This is a genomic window from Phenylobacterium sp., from assembly GCF_030651185.1.
Classification (GTDB): Bacteria; Pseudomonadota; Alphaproteobacteria; order Caulobacterales; family Caulobacteraceae; genus Phenylobacterium.
The window spans coordinates 212,789-234,662 of sequence record NZ_JAUSCJ010000022.1; the positions used below are offsets into that span (position 1 = coordinate 212,789).

Annotated in this window: 20 protein-coding genes; 8 read left to right on the top strand and 12 right to left on the bottom strand. The window is 68.6% G+C overall.

What is annotated here, in order from left to right; genetic code table 11:
* Nucleotides 1-34 precede the first annotated feature (34 nt).
* The 3 genes from Q7J39_RS10000 to Q7J39_RS10010 are packed head-to-tail and all read left to right on the top strand — an operon-like array spanning nt 35 to nt 3,092.
* Nucleotides 35-928, top strand: coding sequence for an aldo/keto reductase family oxidoreductase (locus tag Q7J39_RS10000; protein WP_304823726.1), 894 nt, complete (start codon nt 35-37; stop codon nt 926-928).
* Nucleotides 925-1,992 (top strand): LLM class flavin-dependent oxidoreductase, encoded by a 1,068-nt coding sequence (locus tag Q7J39_RS10005; protein ID WP_304823729.1) that lies wholly within the window; start codon nt 925-927, stop codon nt 1,990-1,992. Before Q7J39_RS10000 ends, Q7J39_RS10005 begins: the two co-directional genes overlap by 4 nt.
* Nucleotides 1,989-3,092 carry a YeiH family protein gene (locus Q7J39_RS10010; protein ID WP_304823731.1) on the top strand — a complete coding sequence of 368 codons (1,104 nt, stop codon included), beginning with the start codon at nt 1,989-1,991 and terminating at the stop codon, nt 3,090-3,092. Before Q7J39_RS10005 ends, Q7J39_RS10010 begins: the two co-directional genes overlap by 4 nt.
* Here Q7J39_RS10010 and Q7J39_RS10015 read toward each other — a convergent pair.
* From Q7J39_RS10015 to Q7J39_RS10025, 3 genes are all read right to left on the bottom strand, one after another.
* Nucleotides 3,085-3,681, bottom strand: a complete 597-nt coding sequence (locus tag Q7J39_RS10015) for a DUF3501 family protein (RefSeq protein ID WP_304823735.1) — start codon at nt 3,679-3,681, stop codon at nt 3,085-3,087. The genes Q7J39_RS10010 and Q7J39_RS10015 overlap by 8 nt on opposite strands.
* 3 nt (nt 3,682-3,684) lie before the next feature.
* Nucleotides 3,685-5,049 (bottom strand): heterodisulfide reductase-related iron-sulfur binding cluster, encoded by a 1,365-nt coding sequence (locus tag Q7J39_RS10020; RefSeq protein ID WP_304823738.1) that lies wholly within the window; start codon nt 5,047-5,049, stop codon nt 3,685-3,687.
* A gap of 192 nt (nt 5,050-5,241) precedes the next feature.
* Entirely contained in the window at nt 5,242-5,658 is a 417-nt protein-coding gene (locus Q7J39_RS10025; RefSeq protein ID WP_304698448.1) for a rubrerythrin family protein, read from the bottom strand.
* A 266-nt stretch (nt 5,659-5,924) separates the two neighbouring features.
* On the opposite strand from Q7J39_RS10025, the gene Q7J39_RS10030 reads away from it, so the two are divergent.
* Nucleotides 5,925-7,424 (top strand): NAD(P)/FAD-dependent oxidoreductase, encoded by a 1,500-nt coding sequence (locus tag Q7J39_RS10030; protein ID WP_304823741.1) that lies wholly within the window; start codon nt 5,925-5,927, stop codon nt 7,422-7,424.
* A gap of 3 nt (nt 7,425-7,427) precedes the next feature.
* Here the strand turns inward: Q7J39_RS10030 and Q7J39_RS10035 are convergent, their stop codons facing one another.
* Both Q7J39_RS10035 and Q7J39_RS10040 read right to left on the bottom strand, forming a co-directional pair.
* Nucleotides 7,428-8,123 carry a universal stress protein gene (locus Q7J39_RS10035; protein WP_304823744.1) on the bottom strand — a complete coding sequence of 232 codons (696 nt, stop codon included), beginning with the start codon at nt 8,121-8,123 and terminating at the stop codon, nt 7,428-7,430.
* Nucleotides 8,124-8,206: 83 nt separating this feature from the next.
* Entirely contained in the window at nt 8,207-9,064 is an 858-nt protein-coding gene (locus tag Q7J39_RS10040) for a hypothetical protein (protein ID WP_304823747.1), read from the bottom strand.
* A gap of 113 nt (nt 9,065-9,177) precedes the next feature.
* Here Q7J39_RS10040 and Q7J39_RS10045 point away from each other — a divergent pair, with 113 nt between their 5' ends.
* Nucleotides 9,178-10,473 (top strand): SLC13 family permease, encoded by a 1,296-nt coding sequence (locus tag Q7J39_RS10045; RefSeq protein WP_370690050.1) that lies wholly within the window; start codon nt 9,178-9,180, stop codon nt 10,471-10,473.
* 249 nt (nt 10,474-10,722) lie between these two features.
* Complete coding sequence (locus Q7J39_RS10050; protein WP_304823754.1) at nt 10,723-10,980, top strand: hypothetical protein; 258 nt, start codon at nt 10,723-10,725, stop codon at nt 10,978-10,980.
* Here the strand turns inward: Q7J39_RS10050 and ppc are convergent.
* The 5 genes from ppc to Q7J39_RS10075 form a co-directional block, all read right to left on the bottom strand.
* Complete coding sequence (ppc, locus tag Q7J39_RS10055) at nt 10,977-13,661, bottom strand: phosphoenolpyruvate carboxylase (protein ID WP_304823757.1); 2,685 nt, start codon at nt 13,659-13,661, stop codon at nt 10,977-10,979. The genes Q7J39_RS10050 and ppc overlap by 4 nt on opposite strands.
* Before the next feature lie 82 nt (nt 13,662-13,743).
* Complete coding sequence (locus Q7J39_RS10060; protein WP_304823760.1) at nt 13,744-15,915, bottom strand: penicillin acylase family protein; 2,172 nt, start codon at nt 15,913-15,915, stop codon at nt 13,744-13,746.
* A gap of 79 nt (nt 15,916-15,994) precedes the next feature.
* A complete protein-coding gene (locus Q7J39_RS10065; RefSeq protein ID WP_304823763.1) occupies nt 15,995-16,591 on the bottom strand; it encodes a TetR/AcrR family transcriptional regulator in 597 nt (198 codons plus the stop codon).
* A gap of 61 nt (nt 16,592-16,652) precedes the next feature.
* On the bottom strand, nt 16,653-17,675 hold the full coding sequence (locus Q7J39_RS10070; protein WP_304823766.1) for a glutathione S-transferase family protein: 1,023 nt from the start codon (nt 17,673-17,675) through the stop codon (nt 16,653-16,655).
* 11 nt (nt 17,676-17,686) lie between these two features.
* Entirely contained in the window at nt 17,687-18,781 is a 1,095-nt protein-coding gene (locus Q7J39_RS10075) for an MBL fold metallo-hydrolase (protein ID WP_304823769.1), read from the bottom strand.
* A gap of 97 nt (nt 18,782-18,878) precedes the next feature.
* Between Q7J39_RS10075 and Q7J39_RS10080 the strand changes: the two genes are divergently transcribed.
* Both Q7J39_RS10080 and Q7J39_RS10085 read left to right on the top strand, forming a co-directional pair.
* Complete coding sequence (locus Q7J39_RS10080) at nt 18,879-19,781, top strand: haloalkane dehalogenase (protein WP_304823773.1); 903 nt, start codon at nt 18,879-18,881, stop codon at nt 19,779-19,781.
* Nucleotides 19,782-19,786: 5 nt separating this feature from the next.
* Nucleotides 19,787-20,197, top strand: coding sequence for a DUF1330 domain-containing protein (locus Q7J39_RS10085; protein WP_304823776.1), 411 nt, complete (start codon nt 19,787-19,789; stop codon nt 20,195-20,197).
* Between the two features lie 238 nt (nt 20,198-20,435).
* Here the strand turns inward: Q7J39_RS10085 and Q7J39_RS10090 are convergent, their stop codons facing one another.
* Nucleotides 20,436-20,870, bottom strand: a complete 435-nt coding sequence (locus tag Q7J39_RS10090; RefSeq protein WP_304823779.1) for a hypothetical protein — start codon at nt 20,868-20,870, stop codon at nt 20,436-20,438.
* A complete protein-coding gene (locus Q7J39_RS10095; RefSeq protein WP_304823782.1) occupies nt 20,867-21,874 on the bottom strand; it encodes an alpha/beta fold hydrolase in 1,008 nt (335 codons plus the stop codon). The genes Q7J39_RS10090 and Q7J39_RS10095 overlap by 4 nt, the downstream gene beginning before the upstream one ends.

Consider the following 21,874-nt stretch of genomic DNA (forward strand, 5'->3'; position numbering starts at 1 on the left):
ATATTTTTTATTTTGCGGCCGGCGTCCAGAACCCATGACCAAATTGTCCCTCGGAAAGAGCTCGCTCGCGGTGTCGCCCCTGGCTTGGGGGATGTGGCGCTTCAAGGGCTCGGACGTGAAGGCCGCCCGCGCCCGGGTGGAGGCCGCCATCGCCGCGGGGATGACCTTCCTCGACACCGCCGACATCTACGGCCCCGACAATGGCGAGCCCTTCGGCGCCGCCGAGGCTCTGTTCGGCCAGGTGCTGAAGGAGGCCCCCCAGCTCCGCGAGCAGATCGTGCTGGCCAGCAAGGGTGGCATCGTCATGGGCACGCCCTATGACTCCAGCGCCGGCTATCTGGAGAGCGCCGTCGAGGCCTCGCTGTCGCGCATGGCGGTCGACAGGATCGACCTCTACCAGATCCATCGCCCCGACCACCTGGCCCACCCGGCCCAGGTGGCCCAGGTGCTGACCCGCCTGCGTCTCGCCGGCAAGATCGGCGAGGTGGGGCTCTCCAACCACACGGCCGCCCAGGTTTCCGCCCTGCAGGCGCACCTGGCCTTCCCCATCGCCTGCGTGCAGATCGAGTTCTCGCCCCTGGTGGTCGGCCCGCTCTATGACGGGACCCTGGATCAGGCCCTGGAGACCGGTATGGGCGTCATGGCCTGGTCGCCCCTGGCGCAAGGCCGTCTGGCCGATGGTCCGTCAACGGACGAACGGGTGCTGGCGGTCCGCGCCGAGCTGGACAAGGTCGCCGCCGCCCACGGCGTCTCGCGCACCATCGCGGCCTATGCCTGGCTGCTGGCCCACCCGTCGAAACCGATCCCGATCATCGGCTCGCAGCAGCCCGCGCGCATCGGCGAGGCCACCCGGGCCCTCGATGTCGAGCTGACCCGGCCGGAATGGTACGCCGTCCTCACCGCCGCCCGTGGAGTTCCCCTGCCGTGACCCAAGCCCCCTGCGAAGTTTCCTGGTTCTCGGCGCTGTGTGACGACGACTATGAGTTCCTGGGCGTGCCCGACCCGCGCCTGGCCTCGAGCTGGGAGCATTGCCGCAACATCGCCCTGACGGCGGAGAAGGGCGGCTTCGACAATATCCTGCTGCCGTCGGGCTATGGCCTGGGGATCGACACCCTGGCCTTCGCCGCCGGCATCGCGCCGATGCTGCAGCGCATGCGCCTGCTGGCCGCCATCCGCTGCGGCGAGATGTGGCCGCCGCAGCTGGCCCGCCAGCTGGCCACCATCGACCAGATGCTGAATGGCCGGCTGACCGTCAACATCATCTCCAGCGACATGCCCGGCGAGACCCTGCCCAGCGCCCCGCGCTACCAGCGCACGGTCGAGACCATGCACATCCTGCGCACCCTGCTGAACGGCGAGGCGCTCGATTTCGACGGCGAGTTCTACAAGCTCAAGGTGGAGCCGCCGCGCATCCGCACGGTGTCGGGCCAGTCGCCGCAGTTCTATTTCGGCGGCCTCTCGGAGGACGCCCGCGAGGCGGCCGCCAAGGGCTGCGACGTCTATCTGATGTGGCCCGACAAGCAGGAGGCGGTGAAGGAGATCCTCGCCGACATGACGGCCCGCGCCACCAAACACGGCCGCAAGCTGAAGTTCGGCTACCGCGTCCACGTGGTGGTCCGCGAGACAGAGTCTGAGGCCCGCGCCGCGGCCGACCGCCTGCTGTCGCACCTCGATGCGCCGGCCGGCGACGCCATCCGCGCCAAGTCCCTGGACAGCCAGTCGGTGGGGGTGCGGCGCCAGGCCGAACTGCGCGAGGGCGCCTCGGACGACGGCTATGCCGAGGCCAACCTGTGGACCGGCATCGGCCGCGCCCGCTCGGGCTGCGGCGCGGCCATTGTCGGCGATCCGGACCAGGTGCTGGCCAAGCTGCAGGCCTACCAGGCCATGGGCATCGACGCCTTCATCCTCTCTGGCTATCCGCACGCCGCCGAGGCTGATCTCTTCGCCCGCCACGTCCTGCCCCGGCTGAACCACGGGCCCCTGCTGCCGTGACCCCGACCCCGAAGGAGCCCGAACAGCACGAGTTCGCCTTCGCCTCCTTCGACTCCCTGGAGGGGGTGCCGGTCCTCAGCTCCGCGCCGGCCGGCACGCCGGGCTATCTGCGCCTCTACCGCGCCGCCCAGGCGATCCTGCCCGGCGGCCTGATCGCCGTGGTGGTGGCGCTGGCCGCCTCCTGGCTCTCCGACCACTACGGCGCGCCGGTCATGCTGTTTGCCCTGCTGCTGGGCATGGCGGTGAACTTCGTGGGCCAGGACCCCCGCTGCCGGCCCGGCATCGACTTCATGGGCCGCACGGTCCTGCGCCTGGGCGTGGCCCTGCTGGGGGCCCGGATCACCCTCGATCAGATCAACTCCCTCGGCGGCCAGGTGCTGGTGATCGCCGCCGGAGGTGTGATCGTCACCATCCTGGCCGGCTGGGGCCTGTCGCGGGCCTTCAAGCTGAAGCCCGACTTCGGCATCCTCACCGGCGGCGCCGTGGCCATCTGCGGCGCCTCGGCGGCCCTGGCCCTATCGTCGGTCCTGCCGCCCTCGCCGACCCGCGAGCGGGACACCACCCTGACCGTGGTGGGGGTCACCACCCTGTCGACCATCGCCATGGTGCTCTACCCGCTGATCGCCGCGGCGCTGGGCCTGACCCACACCCAGACCGGGGTCTTCCTGGGCGCCACCATCCACGACGTGGCCCAGGTGGTGGGCGCGGGCTACGGCGTGTCGAAGGAGACCGGCGACACCGCCACCATCGTCAAGCTGTTCCGCGTCGCCCTGCTGCTGCCCACCATCGTGATCGTCGCCCTGATGTTCCGCTCCAGGATGGTCGCCGGCCCCTCGGGCAAGCGGCCGCCGCTGGTGCCGATGTTCCTGCTGGGCTTTGCGGCCCTGGTGGCGGTCAATTCCTCCGGCGTGGTGGCGGCCGGCGTCATGGAGCAGACCAGCGAAGCCTCGCGCTGGTGCCTGGTCACCGCCATCGCCGCCCTGGGCGCCAAGACCTCCCTGGGCGAGCTGGCCTATGTCGGCTGGAAGCCGGTGCTGCTGATCGTCGCCGAGACCGCGGTGGTGCTGGCCTGGGTGCTGGCCTTGTTGCTGCTCAGCTAGAAAAGTCCCGCGCCAGCTCCGCCCGCGTCGCCGGGCTGAGCAGGGCCAGGTGACCGTAGCCCTCGTGGGCGCAGCCGATGGCCACGGTCACCGCGGGGTCGCGGAATACCGCCAGGTGCTCGGGCTTCAGGCCAAACCGCAGGAAATGCACGGAGGAGGTCTTTCCGTCCTCCCGCGTCCGTTCCACGTCGCCCTCGGGGACGCCCATCACCCGGTCCTCGCCGACCTGGACAAAGAAGTGGTCCTCCACCCCGCCCAGGCGGGCGAGCGTCGCGGCGCGGCGCACCTCGTCCTCGATCTCGAACATCACCGTGGCCACCAGTTCGCGCCCCTGCGGGATCAGCGGATTGTAGGCCGCCAGCTCGTCGGCCAGCTGGGCGTCGCCGCCCTTCTCGATCAGCAGCATCTCCTGGACCTGGAACAGCATCGTCTCGAAGCTCTCGAAATAGAACGAGCAGATCGGCCCCAGGTCGATGCGGCGCAGGCGCTTGGTGGGCAGCAGGGCCTTGCGGCGCTCGGCGCGGACCTTGGCGAACTCGGCGTCGGGGAGCAGGTCGGCCTTGGTGATCTGGCGCTGGCTGAGGGGCATGGGTTATTCCTGGAGGCCGTAGGCGCGGGCGAAGATCTCGATGGGGTGGGACTGGCGCGGCTGGGCGGCGTCGCCGGTCTCGGCGATCAGCATCTGGCCGATGTGCTTGCAGGCCAGGGGGCAGTCGGAACAGAGCTCAGCATTGGCCTTCTGCGCCACCTGCCGGGTTGTGGGCTTGCCCACCTTCAGGGCGGCGGGCCGGGTTTGCTTCATGATCCCGAAGGTGCCGCCATGGCCCGAGCAGCGCTCCACCACATCGACCTTGGTGCCGGGGATCAGCCGCAGCAGGTCGGCCGACTTCTGGCCCATATTCTGGGCCCGGGCGTGGCAGGCGTGGTGCACCGTCACCCCGCCCTCGACGGTGCTGAGGCCCGGCGTCAGGCCCTCGGTGCGGGCGATGTCGAGGACGTATTCGCTGATGTCCCGCGTCGCCGCCGCCAGCCGTCCGACCTCGTGGTTTCCGGGGTGCATCAGCGGCCATTCGAACTTCATCATCAGGCCGCAGGAGGCGGTCAGCGCTACCACGTCATAGCCCTGGGCGATCCAGGGCGCGAAGGCCCGCGCGATGCGCTCGGCGCGGCCGGCCACGTCCTTCAGGTCGCCGGCCTCCAGCTGCGGCATGCCGCAGCACTCCGGGTAGATCGCCACCGTCTCGACGCCCTGCAGCGCCAGGACGCGCGCCGCCGCCACGGCGGTGTCGGGCTGGTTGTAGTCCACGAAACAGGTGGCGTAGATCACCGCCTTGCGCAGGCCGAAGGCGGGCCCTTGCGGGTTGGCCGGCACGGGCGCGTTCAGGAGGTCGGTGGCGGTCTTGGCGTGATATTTCGGCAGCTCGGCCTCGGCGTCGATCTGCGCGATGGCGTCCAGCAGCTTGCGCAGCGGGGTGTTCTTGCGCGCCGTGGCCCAGTTGGCCAGGCCGGCCACCGGCTTGGCCAACTTGCCGTTGCGGTCGGTGTGGCCCAGCTGGTCGCGGATGAAGTCGGTCTGCCCGGCCCGCCGCTTGGCCGCCCGATAGCGCAGGATCAGGTGCGGGATATCGATGTCGAATTCGTGCGGCGGCACATAGGGGCACTTGGTCAGGAAGCACATGTCGCACAGCGTGCAGGCCTCATCGACCTTGGCGTATTCCGCCTTGGGCACGCTATCGAGCTCGCCCGTGGGCGCCTCGTCGATCATGTCGAACAGCCGCGGGAAGCTGTCGCACAGGTTGAAGCAGCGCCGGCAGGTGTGACAGACGTCGAACTGCCGCTCCATTTCCTTCTCGACGGCGGCCAGGTCGTAATAGGCCTCGTCGCGCCAGGCGATGGGATGGCGGAACGGCGCATCGAGGCTGCCCTCCCGCGCGGTGGTTTTCGGGCTCTCGTCCACCAGGGACCTCCAATATCGGAGTCCTTCTCCCCTTGCGGGAGAAGGTGTCGGGCGAAGGCCCGACGGATGAGGGGTCGCGCTTCCCCATCCGCCTGAGCTTTCGATACGCTAGCTGGAGAGGTCTGCGCGACCCCTCATCCGACCCGGCTCTGCAGGGCCACCTTCTCCCGCAAGGGGAGAAGGAACTGCGCCCTAACCCAGCGTCTCAAGCGCCCGCTGGAAGCGACCGGCGTGGGACTTCTCGGCCTTGGCCAGGGTCTCGAACCAGTCGGCGATCTCGTCGAAGCCTTCGTCGCGGGCGGTGCGCGCCATGCCCGGATACATGTCGGTATATTCGTGGGTCTCGCCGGCGATGGAGGCCTTGAGGTTCAGCTCGGTGCCGCCGATCGGCAGGCCGGTGGCCGGATCTCCAACCCCCTCCATGAACTCAAGGTGCCCGTGGGCGTGGCCGGTCTCGCCCTCGGCGGTGGAGCGGAACACCGCGGCCACGTCGTTATAGCCTTCGATGTCGGCCTTCTGGGCGAAGTAGAGATAGCGGCGGTTGGCCTGGCTTTCGCCGGCGAAGGCGTCCTTGAGGTTCTGCAGAGTCTTGCTGGTGGCGAGGGTCATCTGGTCATCTCCCTATGAGTCGAAGGGTGTCCGGGCGTCGAGGCCCAGCCTTGCTCACCGGCCACTATGGGCGAATTGCGGCATAGACCTAATCGAATAAATCTATCCACATCATAGAGATGCTCGATGTATTCCGGCGCGCGCCGGATCGGGCTTTCATTTGTGATCGGTGATAAGTTATCTTGATCTTGATCAAGGCCGGTCCGTTCGCGGACCTGAACCTTGGCGATGAGGAAACCGCGCCCCGGCGCCATGGGATCAGAGACATGTCCGAAGCCGCCACCCTGACGCGCACCGCCCAGAAGACCGAGCATTTCGACGTCCTGATCGTCGGCGCCGGCATCTCCGGGGTCGGCGGCGCCTATCACCTGGCCAAGGAGCGGCCGGGAACCAGCTTCGTGGTGCTGGACAACCAGGACAAGTTCGGCGGCACCTGGACCACCCACACCTATCCCGGCATCCGCTCCGACAGCGACCTCTACACCTTCGGCTACCACTTCAAGCCCTGGGTCGGCGCCCCCATCGCCACGGCCGACGAGATCCTGCGCTACATGGGCGAGGTGATCGAAGAGAACGATCTGGACCGCCACATCCGCTACAAGCACCGCATCGTGAGCGCCGTCTGGTCCAGCCAGGACAACCTCTGGACCCTGGAGGCCGAGCGCACCGACACCGGCGAGCGCCTGCGCTTCACCACCAACTTCCTGTGGATGTGCCAGGGCTATTTCCGACACGCCAAGGGCTACACCCCCGAGTGGGAGGGGATGACCGACTACAAGGGCAAGATCGTCCATCCCCAGACCTGGCCGGCCGACCTCGACTACAAGGGCAAGAAGGTCCTGGTCATCGGATCGGGCGCCACGGCGGCGACCCTGGTCCCGGCCATCGCCGGCGACTGCGAGCACGTCACCCTGCTGCAGCGCTCGCCCACCTATTTCATCCCCGGCCGCAACGCCAACGAGCTGGCCGACACCCTGCGCGAACTGAAGATCGACGAGAAGTGGATCCACGAGATCGTCCGTCGCAAGATCGTCCATGACGGCGACGCCTTCGCCCGCCGCGCGGTGGAGGATACCGAGGCGGTCACCGCCGAGCTGCTGGGGGGCGTGCGCGCCTTCCTCGGCGAGGACTTCGACGTGGCCAAGCACTTCACCCCCCGCTACCGCCCCTGGCGCCAGCGCATCGCCTTCATCCCGGACGGCGACCTGTTCCGCGGCATCGCCTCGGGCAAGGCCTCGGTGGTCACCGACGAGATCGACCGCTTCACGGAAAAGGGCATCCTGCTGAAGTCGGGCCAGGAGCTGGAGGCCGACATCATCGTCACCGCCACCGGCTTCGAGCTCTGCGTGCTGGGCGACATCGACTTCACCATCGACGGCAAGCAGCTGAACTTCGCCGACACCGTCACCTATCGCGGCATGATGTTCACCGGCGTTCCCAACATGGTCTGGGTGTTCGGCTATTTCCGCGCCTCCTGGACCCTGCGGTCCGACATGGTGGCCGAGTTCGTCCTGCGCCTGCTCGATCACATGGACAAGAAGGCCGCCAAGAAGGTCGAGGTCGCCCTGCGTCCGGAAGACAAGGACATGCCGCTGCTGCCCTGGATCGACCCGGAGAACTTCAACCCCGGCTACCTGATGCGCGGCATGCACCTGCTGCCCAAGAGCGGCGACAAGGCCGAATGGCGCCACAGCCAGGACTACCTCACCGAAAAAGAGCAGTTCCCCGCCATCGACCTCGACGACAAGGCCTTCGCCTATAAGTAGCCGTCAGCAGACGAGGACCGGGGTGCGGATACCCCAGACCCCGCGGGCCTCGATCTGTTGAAGCTGGGCCTGGACGTCGTGCAGCAGCACGGCTCGCGAGACGATCACCAGGTCGACGGCGGCGCGCTCGATATATTGGGCGGTCGCCTCGTCGAGGCCCACGGCCTCGAGAATGAAGGCCTCGGCGTCCTCCGACGGCAGGCTGGCCCGCGCCCAGCGCAGCTTTTCCGAGGCGTCCTGGCCGGGCGGCTGGATGACCGCCAGGTCGATGTCCAGGTCTGAGAGACCGGGATGGGCGGCGAGGAACTCCACCGACCGGCGATGGCTCATATCGGCGTCCAGCAGCACCAGGGCGCGGGCGATGGGCAGGAAGATCTTGGAGGTCAGGCAGACCGGCCTGGCGGTGGCGCGGATCACCGTCTCCACGCTTGATCCGAGGGTCGCGCGCTCGTCGTGGCTGTGTTCGCCGCGCTTGCCCATCACGATCAGGTCAGCGTCCTGGGCCGCCACATAGCTGGCGAACTCGCCGCGCACCTCGGCGGCGGTGGCGTCCAGAGCGCCTTCGCCGTGCAACCGGTCGAGGGCGTGGTCCAGTCGCGCCTTGGCCCTTGGCGGGGCGTGGGCCGCGCGGTCGTCATCGACGTGAACCGCTCGGACCGTGGCGTCCAGGCGGCCGGCGAACAGGCCGCGTGATCGCACACGCTGTTGGAATAGACGGACCTGTCGATGCAGGCGAGGACATCGGACATCGCGGCGCTTTCGTTGGCGGCCTGGCCTGCGGCCTAGTCGCGCCACTCGCTGAGGGTTTCGCCGGTGTCCCCGTCGAGGAAGGCGACCCGGTCATAGGTCACGGCGTAGAGGCAGATTGGCCGATGGTCGGGCGACTCGCTCCAGCAGTGGCTGGCGCGGCCGTCCTGGAACCCCACCAGGCGGCCCTCCAGCCGCAGCCGATAGCTGTGCGAGAGGATGGCGGTGTCGGCCTTGTCGACCTTGCGCACGTACTCGTAGGGCCGCGCCCCGCGCTGTTGCAGGCGCGAACTTCCCGCGTCGAACAGCTGGACGAGCGCCAGGGTCTGGGCGGCCGGCGGGGTCGGGGTGGCCGGAAGCTCGGTCTTCCGTTTGGGCGGGCAGGACTCCGACATGGCCCAGGGCCGCGGCGCCCAGAAGCCTTCCACGGCCTCGATCTTGGACGCCTCCGGCAGCGCCTTCACCAGGGGCAGGGTCGACAGGTCCACGGGCCGGGCGACCAGCCGCAGCGCGCTCTTGTCGATGTCGTATTCCGCGAACGCCTGGGCGCCGTCCGCCCCCGTGCGGGGCCCGTCGCAGCCAAAGGGGATGTCCAGGCGGAAGGTCCGCCCCACCAGGGGTGAAGTGCCTGTCGCGGGCTTCGCGCCGGTCGCGAAGGCGTTCGCGGCCAGATTGGCCGCCTCCACCAGTTCGGTCCGAGTCAGCGCCGGGGGCGGTTCCACCACCGGGTTGGCGGGCGGGGTGACCGCGACGGGTGGCGGGGGCGTGGGCGCAGGCGCCTCGGGGCGCCACAGCACCGCATAGAGCAGAATGGCGGCCAGCACGCCGGCCATGATCAGGGGCGCGATCAGCGAGAGTTTGCGGCGGGGCGTCGCCGGTCTATGATCGGACATCGGTCAACCTTAGCAGACGGCGGCGGCGTTTTGACAGTTCCTCAGAGATTTCTGAGCGCATGGCTCAGAAATGGGGGGCGGCCGTCACTGTTGGCCTGTGGCGCGGCCAGGCCATGACCGCGAATCAATTGATCGCACTCACTGTGCTGATCTCGGTGGTGGTCGCCCTCATCTGGGGCAAGCTTCGCTCCGATGTGGTGGCTCTGGCCGGCGCCGCCGTCCTGCTGGCCACCCGGACGATCCGTCCCGTGGAGGTCCAGGGCGCCTTCGCCAGCCCGGCCATCATCGCCCTGGCCAGCCTGTTCGTCATCGCCTACGCCATGGAGCTGTCGGGTCTGCTCGGGCTGGTCATCCGGTACGCCACCCGCATGTGCGCCAGGCTGGGGGCTCTCGGTCTCTGGCTGATGATCGCCGCCTGCGGGGTGGCCTCGGCCTTCCTGAACAATACGCCCATCGTGGTGCTGTCGGCGCCGGTGGTGCGCGACGTGGCCCAGTCCCTCAGCCTGTCGCCCAAGCGATTCCTCATCCCCCTGTCCTACGTCACCATCATGGGCGGGGCCTGTACCCTGATCGGCACCTCGACGAACCTGCTGGTCAACGACATGGCCCGCAGCGCCGGACAGCCCGGCTTCGGCATGTTCGAGGCCACCCCCGTGGCCCTGATCGTGGCGGTCGTGGGCGGGGTCTACCTCTTCCTGTTCGGGGGCCGGCTGCTGAGCGGGGCCAGTGAATCGGACACCCCGGAGGCGCTTCCCGCCAAGGCGGCGCAGGCCGCGGGGGATGATCCGGATCTGGTGCCCACCGGTCGCGAATTCCGGCCCTTCGAGGCGATCACCTCGCTCACGGTCTTCGTGGCCGTGGTGGCGGCGGCGGCCTTCGGGATCGCCCCCATCGCGGCCTCGGCCTTCGCCGGCGCCGTGCTCCTGGTCCTGCTGCGGGTGATCAGCGTGGATGACGCCTACAAGGGGCTGCGGCCGGAGATCCTGCTGCTCATCGCCGGCATGGTGGTGGTGGGTCTGTCCCTGGAGGTCACCGGCCTCGCCTCCCTGGCCACCAACGCCTTGGTGGGCTGGGTCAAGGTGCTCGGGCCCGGCCTGGCGCTCGTCCTGCTCTACGGCGCGACCCTGCTGCTCACCGAGATCCTCTCCAACGCCGCCGTCGCCGTGCTGCTCACGCCCGTGGCCGTCGCCCTGGCCGAGAGCCTCGGGGTCAGCCCCAGGCCCTTCCTGGTGGCGATCATGATGGCCGCCAGCGCCGCCTTCGCCACCCCCTTCGGCTACCAGACCAACGTCCTGGTCTTTCAGCTCGGCCGCTATTCCTACATGGACTTCGTGAAGATCGGCGTGCCGCTCAACCTCCTGACCTGGGCGGTCGGTGCCGCGGTCATCCCGCTGTTCTTCCCCTTCTGAGCGCTTTCAATGGCGCATTATATCAGCAACTTGCGACCATCACGCAATTGTCAAGCTGCGCAGGGCGCCGCATCGACGGTTTTCGCTCTACTATCGCTTCGTCACGTGAAAAAAGTTGGGGCCTGTATGCTGGATATGACCTCCGAAACTGTTCTGGTTGTTTGCAATGATTCAAAACTTGCAGACGAATTGCTGGAAGCCTTGTTCCGGAATGGCGTGGATGCTGTCGGCCCGGTTGACAGTGCGAGGATGGCGCTGGCCGTCGCCACCCACGGCCAGCCGACCTTGGCGGTGATCGCCAATCCCCCCACGGGCCGTCGCGGCGCGGTGGAACTGGCCCAGGCCCTGGAGCGCGACTGGGGCATCCGATCCTGGATCCTGGACGACGCGGTGTCGGAGCGCGACCGGACGGCCGGCGACCTCGCCTGGTCGGCCAACCCCCGGCAGATCGAGGGCCTGCGCCGCGTCCTCGGACGATCCGACGAGATCGACGCAGTCTGCCTCTAACCCGAGTTCCTCAAGCCCGCCGCCACGCCGTTGATGGCCAGGTGGATGCCCTCGCGGACCTCGGGCGTGTCCTCGCCCGCCCGGCGGCGGCGGATCAGTTCGATCTGCACGTGGTTGAGCGGGTCGATATAGGGCAGGCGTGAGCGGATGATCGCCGCCAGGTCGGGGTTGTTCTCCAGCAGGGACGACTGGCCGGTGATGGCGAGCAGGGCGTTGGTCGTCCGCTCCCACTCGGCGCTGATCTGGCCGAAGATCTTGTCCCGCACCCCCGCATCCTCCACCAGGCACGAATAGCGCCGGGCGATGGCGATATCGGCCTTGGCCAGCACCATCTCCATATTGGCCAGGGTCGTGGAGAAGAACGGCCAGTTGCGGTGCAACTCGGCAAGCTGTTCGAGCGGGATGCCCGCGGCCTCCACCGCCGAACCGAAGCCGTACCAGCCGGGCAGCATCACCCGGGCCTGGGACCAGGAGAACACCCAGGGGATGGCGCGCAGGCCCTCGATGGTCCGCGTCGCTTGGCGCGAGGTGGGCCGGCTGCCGATGTTCAGATCGGCGATCTCGGCGATCGGGGTGGCGGCGAAGAAGTAGTCGGCGAAGCCTTCCGTCTCGTAGACCAGGGCCCGGTAGGCGCGGAAGCTTTCGTCCGACAGCCGGCCCATGATCACGCCATAGGCCTCGCGGGTGGAGACGTCGCGCTTGCGCAGCGAGGCCAGCACTACCCCGGCGGTCAGGGTCTCCAGGCTTTGCCGGGCAAGTTGCGGATCGGCGTACTTGTTGGCCACCACCTCCCCCTGCTCGGTGATGCGGATGTGGCCGTTCACGGTCCCGGCCGGCTGGGCCAGGATGGCGTCGAAGCTCGACCCGCCGCCGCGCCCCACCGTGCCGCCGCGGCCATGGAACAGCTGCAGGGATAGCCCCGCGGCCTTGGTGGCCGCCACCAGGGCCGTCGAGGTCTGGTGCAGGGTCCAGGTGGAGGTGAGGTAGCTGCCGTCCTTGTTGCTGTCCGAATAGCCGATCATCACCTCCTGCCGCCCCTTGCCCGCCAGCAGGGCGCGCACCAGGGGCAGGGCGAGATAGCGGGTCATGGTCTCGGGCGCGTCGCGCAGGTCGGCGATGGTCTCGAACAGCGGCTCGGCGAAGATCCCCGTGCCGGCCGGATCCTCGGGCCTGTAGAGGCCCACCTCCTTCAGCAGCAGATAGACCTCCAGCAGGTCGGAGACCGAGGTGGTGTTGGAGACGATATAGGCCTTGATGGCCTCGGGGCCGTAGAGGCGCACGGCCTCGGCGGCGGCCTGCAGCACGCCATGCTCCTGGGTCGTCTCCTCGCTGTAGGCGGCGTAGGGCGAGTGCAGCAGCCGCCCGTGCGAGAGCTCCTTGACCAGCAGGTCGCAGCGGTCGGCCTCGGGCAGGGCCTCGTAGTCGGGGCAGACCCCGGCCACCTTCAGCAGCTCGGCCGCCACCCGGGCGTGGACCGCGGAGTTCTGGCGCATGTCCAGGGTGGCCAGGTGGAAGCCGAAACAGTCGACGGCGCGGATCAGGTCGGGCAGGGCGCCCTCGGCGAACACCTCCCCGTGCTGGGCGATCAGGCAGTCCTGCAGCACCAGCAGGTCGGCTTTCAACTCGTCGGGGCTCGTATAGGGAGGGCTGAGGAAGGGCGTCGGCCGCGGGGAGCCCCCCGTCAGGCCGGGATAGGCCGCGGCCAGGCGGGCATAGATCCCGGTGAGCGCCCGGCGATAGGGCTCATCAGCCCGGTTGAGGGACCTGTCGGGCGAGCGGTCGGCCAGGGCCTGCAGCTCCGGGGTGATCTGGGCCAGGCTGGCGGAAATGGAGAGCTCGGCGCCGAGCGCGTTGATCCGCGTCAGGTGGCTGTCCAGCGCCGCCCGCGCCTGCCGGGCGAAGGCGTGGCGCAGGATGTCGGCGGTGACGAAGGGATTGCCGTCGCGGTCGCCCCCCACCCAGGACCCGACCCGCAGGAAGCTGGGCAGGGCGGTGTCGGGTGTCAGGTGTCGCCAGTGGGCGTAGAGCCGGGGCAGTTCGGTCAGGAAGCTGCGCTCGAAATAGGAGACCGCGTTCTCGATCTCGTCGGTGACCCCCAGCTTCACGCCGCGCAGCAGCCGGGTCCGCCAGATGATGGCGATCTGCCGGACCAGCTCGCGCTCGTGGGCCGCGCGGGCCGCCTCGTCGGGGGTGTCGTGGGCGTCCAGGGCCTGGGTGATGGCCCCGGCGCGGTCCAGCAGGCTCTTGCGGCGCACCTCGCTGGGGTGGGCGGTGATCACCGGGGCGATGACCGCGTCGGCCAGCAGTTCGGCGACCTTGTCGGGCCCGACGCCGGCCTCGGCCAGGGTGCGCAGGGCGCCGGCCAGGGTGTCGGCGCGGCCATCCCCCTCGCGGCTTCGACGGCGCTGGATCTGGTCCTCGGCGATGTTGGTGATTTGCAGGAAGCAGGCGAAAGAATGCGCGAACCGCACCGCATCCGGCAGCGGAAGGGCGCTCAGACGGCTTTCCACGCCCTTTTCGCCAACCTCCGGCCCATTCCTGTGCAGGGCCACGGAGGCCTGGCGGATCTGCTCGATCTCCTCATAGACCGCCAGCCCGTCCTCCGAACGGATCACGTCCCCCAGGATACGCCCCAGGAATCGCACGGTGGCGCGGAGCTGGACGGGCAGGGAATGGGGCATGGCGACCTCTCGACAAACGCTTATGACACCGGTGTCAACGGTCCCGCAAGCCGGGGGAACAACTTCATGCGGCGCCCAAACCTCAACGCCCCGGCCGGTAGGTTCGCTCCGTGTGGCCGGCCAGTTGCTCGGGATAGAAGTAGACCTCCCGCAGATCCCCGGCGGCGTAGCGGCCGGCCTGGTCGTTGAAGTGAGGGGAGGCCGGATCGCCGCTCTCGCCGCCGGCCGTCACCGCCCGGGCGCGCACCCTGTCGCCGAACTCCACCACGGCCACGAAGCTGTTGCCGCTGGTCCCGTAGTACCGCCGGGTCCCCGGCTTGCGGCCCGCCCCGAAGGAGGCCAGCGACCCCCACTGGGCCGAGGCGAAGGGCACGGGAATGCTGGGGGCGGCGTCGCTGAAGGGCTGCACCAGGTCGCCGGTCAGGCGCTGGAAGCGGTTGATCTCGCCCCAGGGCGTCTTCCAGTTTCCGAAGTCCGCGGCCAGCCGATCCGAGGCGGTGGCCAGGGCGGCCAGCTTCTGCTCGGCGGTGGTCCGGCTGACCATGTCGTCATAGACCGGCCGCCGCGCCGCGCGGGCGGCGACCGCCACCTCGCTCCACAGCTGCTCGCCCCAGAACACCGCCAGGGAGGTGGCCTCCGACCCTGCCGAGGACCGCCGGTCCCAGGCGCGGAGCAGGGCGATCTGGTCGGCCAGCCTGGCCTTCAGCGGGCTCGCCGCCGGGGTCCCGTCATAGGCCGCCAGCAGGGGCGGGATCAGCTGGTCGAAGGCGGTGAGATGCGGATCATAGGCCGCCGAGATCAGGCCCGGCAGGGTGAAGTCCTTGCGGTCCCTCAGCACCGCGATGGCGTGGATCCCGCGCGGGTTCTCGCCGGCTGAGTCCATGTAGCGGGGGAAGTCGGCCTTCCGGGGGCTCTCGGCGCCGGCCGCCGAATAGGGCCAGTTGTTAGTGTTGGTGATCCAGCCGTTGGCCGGGTTCAGCAGACGCGGCGCCTCGTCCAGCGCGTGCAGCCCCTTCCAGTCGGTGGCCGGGTCAGCGCCGTCCACCGGCGCGGTGTAGTCGAACTGGTCGTCTCGCCGGGGGATGAACTGCGGGTGCAGATAGGCCACCGCGCCCTTGGCGTCGGCGAACAGGGTGTTGTTGGACGAGTTGGCCTGCAGGGCCATGACCTTCATGTAGCCGGCATAGTCGCTCGCCTTGGTGCGCAGGAAGGACTGGCTGAGCGCGGCGATGGGCCGGTGCATCAGGGCCACGCTGATCGCCTTGCCGTCGGCCTCGCGGACGATCGGGCCATGGTGGGTGCGGTAGGTCGTGAAGGTCTTGGACTTCATCGCGCCGTCGGCGGCGCGGTAGGGGACGGTGATGAGCTTGCTAGTGACCGGGCGGTTCTCGGTCCCGTAGCGATAGGTGAGCTTGTCGCCGGATAGGGTCTCGGCGAACTCGTCGATCACGTCCACGCCGCTGGAGGTGTGCATCCAGCCGGCCTTGGCGTTGAAGCCCTGGTAGATGAAGAACTGCCCCCAGGTCGCGGCCCCGTAGACGTTCAGCCCCTCGTCGCTGGTGACCTGCTGTTCGGAGCGGAAGAAGAAGCTGGTGTGCGGGTTGATCAGCAGCAGGGCGTGACCGGCCGTGGTGTTGCCGGGCGCGATGGCGAAGCCGTTGGAGCCGGAGGGCTCCCTGAACCGGGCCAGCGCGAACTGTTCCTGGGCCATGGAGGTCTGGCGGCCGCCGTAGAAGGCCTCGAGCTGGCTGAGCGAGATGCTCTCGATGTCCCCGCCGATGCTGCCCTCGGTGAAGGACAGGGCCATCCAGGGCTCGAAGTGGGTGATCACCCGCGGGGTCACCTTCGGGTGGGTGGCCAGGTAGTAGTTCAGGCCGTCGGCCCAGGCGGTCATCAGGGTCTGCAGCCAGGCCGGGCTTTCCGCGTACTGCGCCTTCAGCTCCGCCGGATCGATGAACATCTTCATCCGCAGGTCCTGCCAGACGGCCTTCTCCCCCTCGGCCTCGGCCAGTCGGCCCAGGGCGTTGAGGTAGTTGGTCTCCACCCGGTTGAAGTCGTCCTCGGCCTGGGCGTAGATCATCCCGAACACCGCGTCGGCGTCGGTCTTGCCGTGGACGTGGGCAATGCCCCAGTCGTCGCGGGTGATGCTGATCCCAGCCGCCTGCCTGGCCCATCGAGCGCTGTCGCCGGTGGCGGCCGCCGCGGGCGAAGCGAAGACGATCAGGGCGACAAGGGCGAGGGCGCGAGGAAGCATGTGCATCCCGCGACGCTAGGGTCTGGGCCCGGCCACCACAACGTCGGTGGTGCGGAAATCGGCGCGGGCCGATCCAGCGCTAGCCGATCAGGCGCCGCGCGGCCGCCTCGAGCACGGCCTGGGTCTGTTCCGGGGTGAGGCCCTGCTCCTCGCGCAGCCGCGACCACGCTTCGAAACTCAGCAGCAGATCCAGCGCCTCGAGGATCTGGACGTCGACCTCGTCGCCCACCACCCGCTCGAGGATTTCCCGGAGTCGCTGGGACAGCCGGTTGGCGTCGTCGCCGAGGAACCGCGACCGGTGGCGGAACGCGTCCGAGGCCCTCCGGAAGGGGCCGATCTTCTCGAAGGCGACGCCACGCCGTCCGGCCAGTTCGACCACCCGGCCGCGCCAGTCCGTCGCCTTGAAGGGCTGGTCGGCCACGGCCTGGACCTCGGCCTCGATGGCTTCGGACATCTCGCGGTAGAGGCTGTCCATGTCGCTGAAATGCCTGAAGACCGTGCGCAGGCCGACGTCGGCCCTTGCGGCCACCTGTTCGGCGTTGGGGGCGATCTCGCCCGACTGGACGATCTCCAGCATGGCCGCGACGATGCGGGCGCGGTTGTCCTCGCCGCGCCGCCGCCGGCCGTCGGACGAGCCCCCCGCCGCGTCAATCTTCAGGTCCGCAAGGTCCGCCACGCGATCTCACTCATCCAGCCACAACCGGTGATTAAGGCCGCTCGCGCCGTCACGCCAGTGCTCAGGCGAAGAGGGCCATGCATCCCGTCGTCGCAAGCACGGCATCGACCCGTTCGCGGGCGCCTGCCTCCAGGTCCGCCCGCGACTGCCGCAGCCATTGCAGGCACTTGGCCTGGTAGGGGAAGGGCTGCTGGGTCCAGGCCTGGCCGTCCACCACCGCCTCGACCTCAGGGGCGCCGGCCATCACCGCCCGCGCATTGGCCAGCATGACCGGCGGATAGACCCGGCCGATCTCGGTCAGCAGGGCGGTCAGGGTCTGGGGCAGGTCGGCGATGTCGTTCCAGCCGTCCTGCGCGGGTTCGACCCCGGACTGGTCCTCCATCATCCCGACCCAGGCGGTGACGCGGGGCGCGGTCTTCAGGGTCAGCGCCATCGGCGTCGGGTCAAACTCCGCGAGCTGGGTCATCTGGCCGAACACGGCGAAATCGGCCGACGAAGGCCGCTGGCCCAGCAGGTAGGGCTGGCGCGTCAGGTGGGCGTCGAAGGCCTTCAGGAAGCGGACATAGGCCGCCTCGATAACCGGGCCGGTGACGGGGTTGGAGCCCACATAGCGCAACCGCCCGATCTGGCGCTCGGCGAACATCGCGCCTCGCGCGGCCAGCTCCTCGTCGGGCACGCAGAATCCGCGCCAGCAAGGCAGGATGGCAGCCGCCTTGGCGATGTCGGCCTGGTAGGCCCAGCGGTAGTGGAACATGGCCTTGGTCAGCCACTCGTCCGCATAGTCCTCGATCAGCTCGTTCAGGAAGGCCAGGGCCGGGTCATCGGGGATCAGGCTGCGGCCTTCGTGCTCCCGCTCCAGCCGCCGGATGATCGGGGTGGAGTCGGTGACCGCCTGCAATTCTCCCTCTTCACCGGGCAGGTAGAAGGTCGGCAGCAGGGCGACCTTCGGCTGCGGAAGGCCAGACAGGGCCGGGCCGCTGGGCGGCAGGAAGCGGTAGGGGATGCGCCGATAGCGCAGCACCGCCAGCATCTTGCGAGTGTAGGGCGAACCGGGCGCACCGGAGAGGGCGATGGGGTCAGACATGGGAGACATCCTCAGCGGAAGGTCATCAGCCGGTTGGAATGGGTGATCTCCGTGGAGCCGGCCGGCAGGCTTGCCAGGTCGCCGTCGTGGCCCACACGGATCTCGCCCTTGAAGATGTCCCGTGACTTGCCGAGGAACGGGCCCTCCAGGGCGCGGACCGGCAGGGGCGGGATGACGTGGGTGAACAACAGGGACTTCACCCCGGCCCGCTGGGCGATGCCGGCGGCCTGCTCCGGGGTGGTGTGGTAGCTGAGAATATCGTGGAAGATGGCCGCCAGGTTGGCGCGGCCGTCGGCCAGGGCGGCCTTCCGCTGCAGGCCCACCAGCTCCGGCGACAACCCCTCGTGCACCAGCAGGTCGGCGCCCTTGGAGGCCGCCTCCAGGCGCGGCGAGGCCGCGGTGTCGCCGCTGATCACCACCCGGCGGTCCTTGTAGATGAAGAGGTAGCCAACCGCCGGCTCCACCGGATTGTGGTGGACCGGGAAGGCGATGACCTTGAGGTCCGGCTCGTCGATCACCGTCACGTTGGGCAGGTCGGGCCGGGCCTCGAAGGGATGGGCCGCGCCGCCGAAGCCGGAGGGGGGCACCACGGTCGCCCCGTGGTGGGCGACGCGGTAGCCGCTGTCGAGGACATAGGCCGCCTGGAACCCCGCCACCACCTGGTCCACCCCGGTCGGGCCATAGACCGGCAGCGGGCTGGTGTTGGGCCCGCTGGCCCAGCGCTGCAGCATCAGCTCCCCAAGGCCGTCGATGTGGTCGGAGTGGAAGTGGGTCAGGAAGACCGCATTCACGCGGGCCGGCGGCAGGTTCATGAGGGAGAGGTTCTTGGTGCTGCCGGCGCCAGCGTCGATGACGAACAGCTTCTTGCCGGCCAGCACCACGGTGCAGGGCCCGGCCCGGGTAGGATCGGGCATGGGCGAGCCGGATCCGCAGAGGCCCACGTGCAGCCCGTCCGGCAGCCCGGCATAGGGATCGGCGGCCATGACCCGCAGATAGGTCCGCTCCATCGCCGCCGTGGCCAGCTTGCCCCGCATCAGCCAGGCGCCTGCCAGGACCACCGCCGCCACACCCATCAGAACCAGGGCTGCTGTCCGCCGCTTCGACATATCTTGTCCTCCCACCCGCTTGACCCGGGAATGTATTGGCACTCATATTGCCACTAGTTTTGATCAAGGGCCAGAGAGAACTGGCGAGAGGATTGGCATGCAGGTTCTGAGGACCCCGGACGAACGCTTCGAGCGCCTGGCCGACTGGCCCTTCGCGCCCCACTACGCGCAGATCAAGGATGCCGACGGCACGGTCCTGCGGCTGGCCTATGTGGACGAAGGTCCCCGCGATGGGGCCGTCGTGCTGCTGATGCATGGCGAGCCGTCCTGGTCCTACCTCTACCGCACGATCATCGCCGCTCTGGCGGCCAAGGGGCATCGGGTGATCGCGCCCGACCTGATCGGCTTCGGGCGCTCGGACAAACCCACCCTGCGCACCGACTATACCTATGCCCGCCACGTGGATTGGATGAGCCAGTGGCTGACCCAGATGGATTTGAAGCAGGTCACCCTCTTCTGCCAGGACTGGGGCGGGCTGATCGGCCTGCGGTTGGCCGCCGCCTTCCCCGAACGGTTCGCCGGGCTGGTGATCGCCAATACCGGCCTGCCGACCGGATCGGGCATGACCGAGGGCTTCAAGGCGTGGCTGGAGTTCAGCCAAAGCATCCCGGAAATGCCGATCGGCATGATCGTCAACATGGGGACCGGCCGCGAGCTGACACTGGCAGAGATCGCCGCCTATGACGCGCCCTTCCCAGACGAGACCTACAAGGAAGGCGCGCGCCAGTTCCCGACCCTGGTGCCCGTGACGCCCGAGCACGGCCAGGTGGCGGAGAACAAGGCTGCCTGGGAGATTCTGGAGCGGTTCGACAGGCCCGTGGTCACCGCCTTCAGCGACGGCGACGCCGTCAGCCGCGGCGGCGACGCCGTCTTCCAGACCCGCGTCCCCGGCGCCAAGGGTCAGCCCCACGTCACCACCAAGGGCGGCCACTTCCTGCAGGAAGACTGCCCAGACGACATCACCGCCATCATCGACACCCTGATCCGCGCCCGGAGCTAAGCCCCATGAACGTCGTCAACGCTGTCCTGCCCCCCATGCAGCAGGCCATGGAATTCTTCGGGGCGCCCGAGGAGGGGCCCTTCGTCATGGTCAACCTGTTGAAGTTCAAGCCGAAGGCCGAGTATGCCGACGGCAGCGACGCTCACCTCAGCGGCCGCGAGGCCTATGCCCGCTACGGCGAGGAGGTCGCCCGGCTGGTGGAGGGGCTGGGGGGAAAGATCCGCTACAGCGGCGAGGTCACGGGCCTGATGATCGGTGAGGTGGAGGACCTGTGGGACATGGTGGCGCTCGCCGAATACCCCTCCCTGGCGGCCTTCCGCGAGATGGCGATGTCGCCGGCCATGCACGCCATCGAGCATCACCGCGTCGCGGGCCTGGCCGGCCAGCTCAATATCAAGACCAAGCCCGGGGGATAGGGGCGTGATCTCGGAGCTGTTTCTCTAGCGGCGTTCCGAGCGAATCTGGACGCCCACGAAAACCAGCGAGGCAAAGACTGCGATGGCGCCACGGGCTGTGAGGTGTCCAGCAGGCCCGCGAAGGTTATTCAGGTCGCCGTGGGAGGGCATGCCCTAGCCCGCAACTTCGCCCACACAATCTGTTGCTCGGCCCGGCGGCGGCGGGCGGGCCTGGCTATTCCAACGCCATTGGCGCTCTTCAGCCTCGACGCGGACGCAGGGCCAGAATTAGGAACACCAGGGCCAGGGCCACAAACACGGGGCTGCCATAGTGGGCAGGAGGGTGGTGGCCGCTGACCGGTGGCGACAGCACCCAACCGTGCAGGCTCATCAGGCCGCGCTCAACGATCACCAGGGCCAGGAACAGCGCCGTGAGGGTCTGATAGCGCAAGGCCACCGCCAGCAGTCCCATTCCCAGCGCCAGCTGGGTCGCGCCCTCCCATCGGAACAGACCGATCACCATGTCGCGCCTGTCACCCATATCCAGGCCCCCGATCACACCAGCTCCGCCGTCGGGAAGAAAGCTGTGGATCAGACCGGGGACCAGGGTCAGGACCGCGGACAGTCCCAGGAACCAGACCGAACTCCGAGCCCCGAGGTACTGAGAATTGGTCGAGGGCGGAAAGAAGCTCATGGCTGGGCCTTCATCTGTTCAAGCACGATCTCGGCGATCGCCTCGCCGTGCGTGTCTTGGAGAAAGTGTCCGGCGTCGGGCAGCAGGTGGAAGCTGGCCTGGCTGTAGTTGGCCGCCCAGGCCCGGCCCCAGTCCTCGGTAAACACCGCGTCGTTGCCCCCCCAGATGAAATGGATTGGCTTTGGCCAGTCCAGCAGTGTTGCAAACCATTGCGCCTGGACCTCAGCGGCTCCGCCCACCGGATTGTCGAAGGGCAGGCTGAGGGGAAACCGTCGCGGACCGGCATGGCCAGCACGATCAAGGCCGACAAAGGGCGCATCGTAGCCGCGACGGATGGCCTCCTGTTCCGCCGTCAGGGTGGGATAGGTCCCAGTGGTGATGATGCCAAACAGGTCGGCCGGCTTCATGCAGCCGAGCGGCAGCATCATGAACCAGCCCAGGGACAGCTTTGCCGGGATATTGATTCCGAACAGGCCGTCGGTCTGCCATTGGGCGTTCCACTGCCTCAGGGCGTCGGTGTAGGCGTAGGTGGCATGGTGCAGCCAGGTGTTCATCACCACCAGGCGGGAGAACCGCTCCGGGTGCTCGGCGGCCTGGGCCAGGCCGATCGGGCCGCCCCAGTCCTGGCAGAACAGGGTGACGCCCCTCAGGTCTAGGGCCTCGATCAGCAGCTGGTGGGCCGCGACGTGCCGCGAGATCGAGTACCAGGCGTCGTCCGTCACCTTATCCGATCGCCCGAACCCAATGTGGTCGGCCGCCACGCAGCGCCAGCCGGCCGCGACCAACCGGTGGATGATCTTCCGGTTCAGGTAGCTCCACGTCGGCATACCGTGCATCAGCAGCGCAACCGGGCCGTCGCGCGGGCCTTCGTCCACATAGTGAAGCCGCAGTCCCTCGAAGCTCAGATAGTTGGGCGCGAAGGTGTAGTCGGCCAAGGCTTCAAAGGCCCCATCTGACGACCGGATGAAAGGCACGCCGGCCTGAGTCGCGTGGATCTGCGGCAT

Coding starts and splice junctions, on each gene's coding strand:
- Q7J39_RS10095 (WP_304823782.1), bottom strand. CDS start 21,874: ATGCCGCAGATCCACGCGACTCAGGCCGGCGTGCCTTTCATCCGGTCG.
- ppc (WP_304823757.1), bottom strand. CDS start 13,661: ATGCCCCATTCCCTGCCCGTCCAGCTCCGCGCCACCGTGCGATTCCTG.
- Q7J39_RS10045 (WP_370690050.1), top strand. CDS start 9,178: ATGACCGCGAATCAATTGATCGCACTCACTGTGCTGATCTCGGTGGTG.
- Q7J39_RS10080 (WP_304823773.1), top strand. CDS start 18,879: ATGCAGGTTCTGAGGACCCCGGACGAACGCTTCGAGCGCCTGGCCGAC.
- Q7J39_RS10075 (WP_304823769.1), bottom strand. CDS start 18,781: ATGTCGAAGCGGCGGACAGCAGCCCTGGTTCTGATGGGTGTGGCGGCG.
- Q7J39_RS10070 (WP_304823766.1), bottom strand. CDS start 17,675: ATGTCTGACCCCATCGCCCTCTCCGGTGCGCCCGGTTCGCCCTACACT.
- Q7J39_RS10090 (WP_304823779.1), bottom strand. CDS start 20,870: ATGAGCTTCTTTCCGCCCTCGACCAATTCTCAGTACCTCGGGGCTCGG.
- Q7J39_RS10060 (WP_304823760.1), bottom strand. CDS start 15,915: ATGCTTCCTCGCGCCCTCGCCCTTGTCGCCCTGATCGTCTTCGCTTCG.
- Q7J39_RS10000 (WP_304823726.1), top strand. CDS start 35: ATGACCAAATTGTCCCTCGGAAAGAGCTCGCTCGCGGTGTCGCCCCTG.
- Q7J39_RS10085 (WP_304823776.1), top strand. CDS start 19,787: ATGAACGTCGTCAACGCTGTCCTGCCCCCCATGCAGCAGGCCATGGAA.
- Q7J39_RS10025 (WP_304698448.1), bottom strand. CDS start 5,658: ATGACCCTCGCCACCAGCAAGACTCTGCAGAACCTCAAGGACGCCTTC.
- Q7J39_RS10050 (WP_304823754.1), top strand. CDS start 10,723: ATGGCGCTGGCCGTCGCCACCCACGGCCAGCCGACCTTGGCGGTGATC.
- Q7J39_RS10030 (WP_304823741.1), top strand. CDS start 5,925: ATGTCCGAAGCCGCCACCCTGACGCGCACCGCCCAGAAGACCGAGCAT.
- Q7J39_RS10015 (WP_304823735.1), bottom strand. CDS start 3,681: ATGCCCCTCAGCCAGCGCCAGATCACCAAGGCCGACCTGCTCCCCGAC.
- Q7J39_RS10040 (WP_304823747.1), bottom strand. CDS start 9,064: ATGTCCGATCATAGACCGGCGACGCCCCGCCGCAAACTCTCGCTGATC.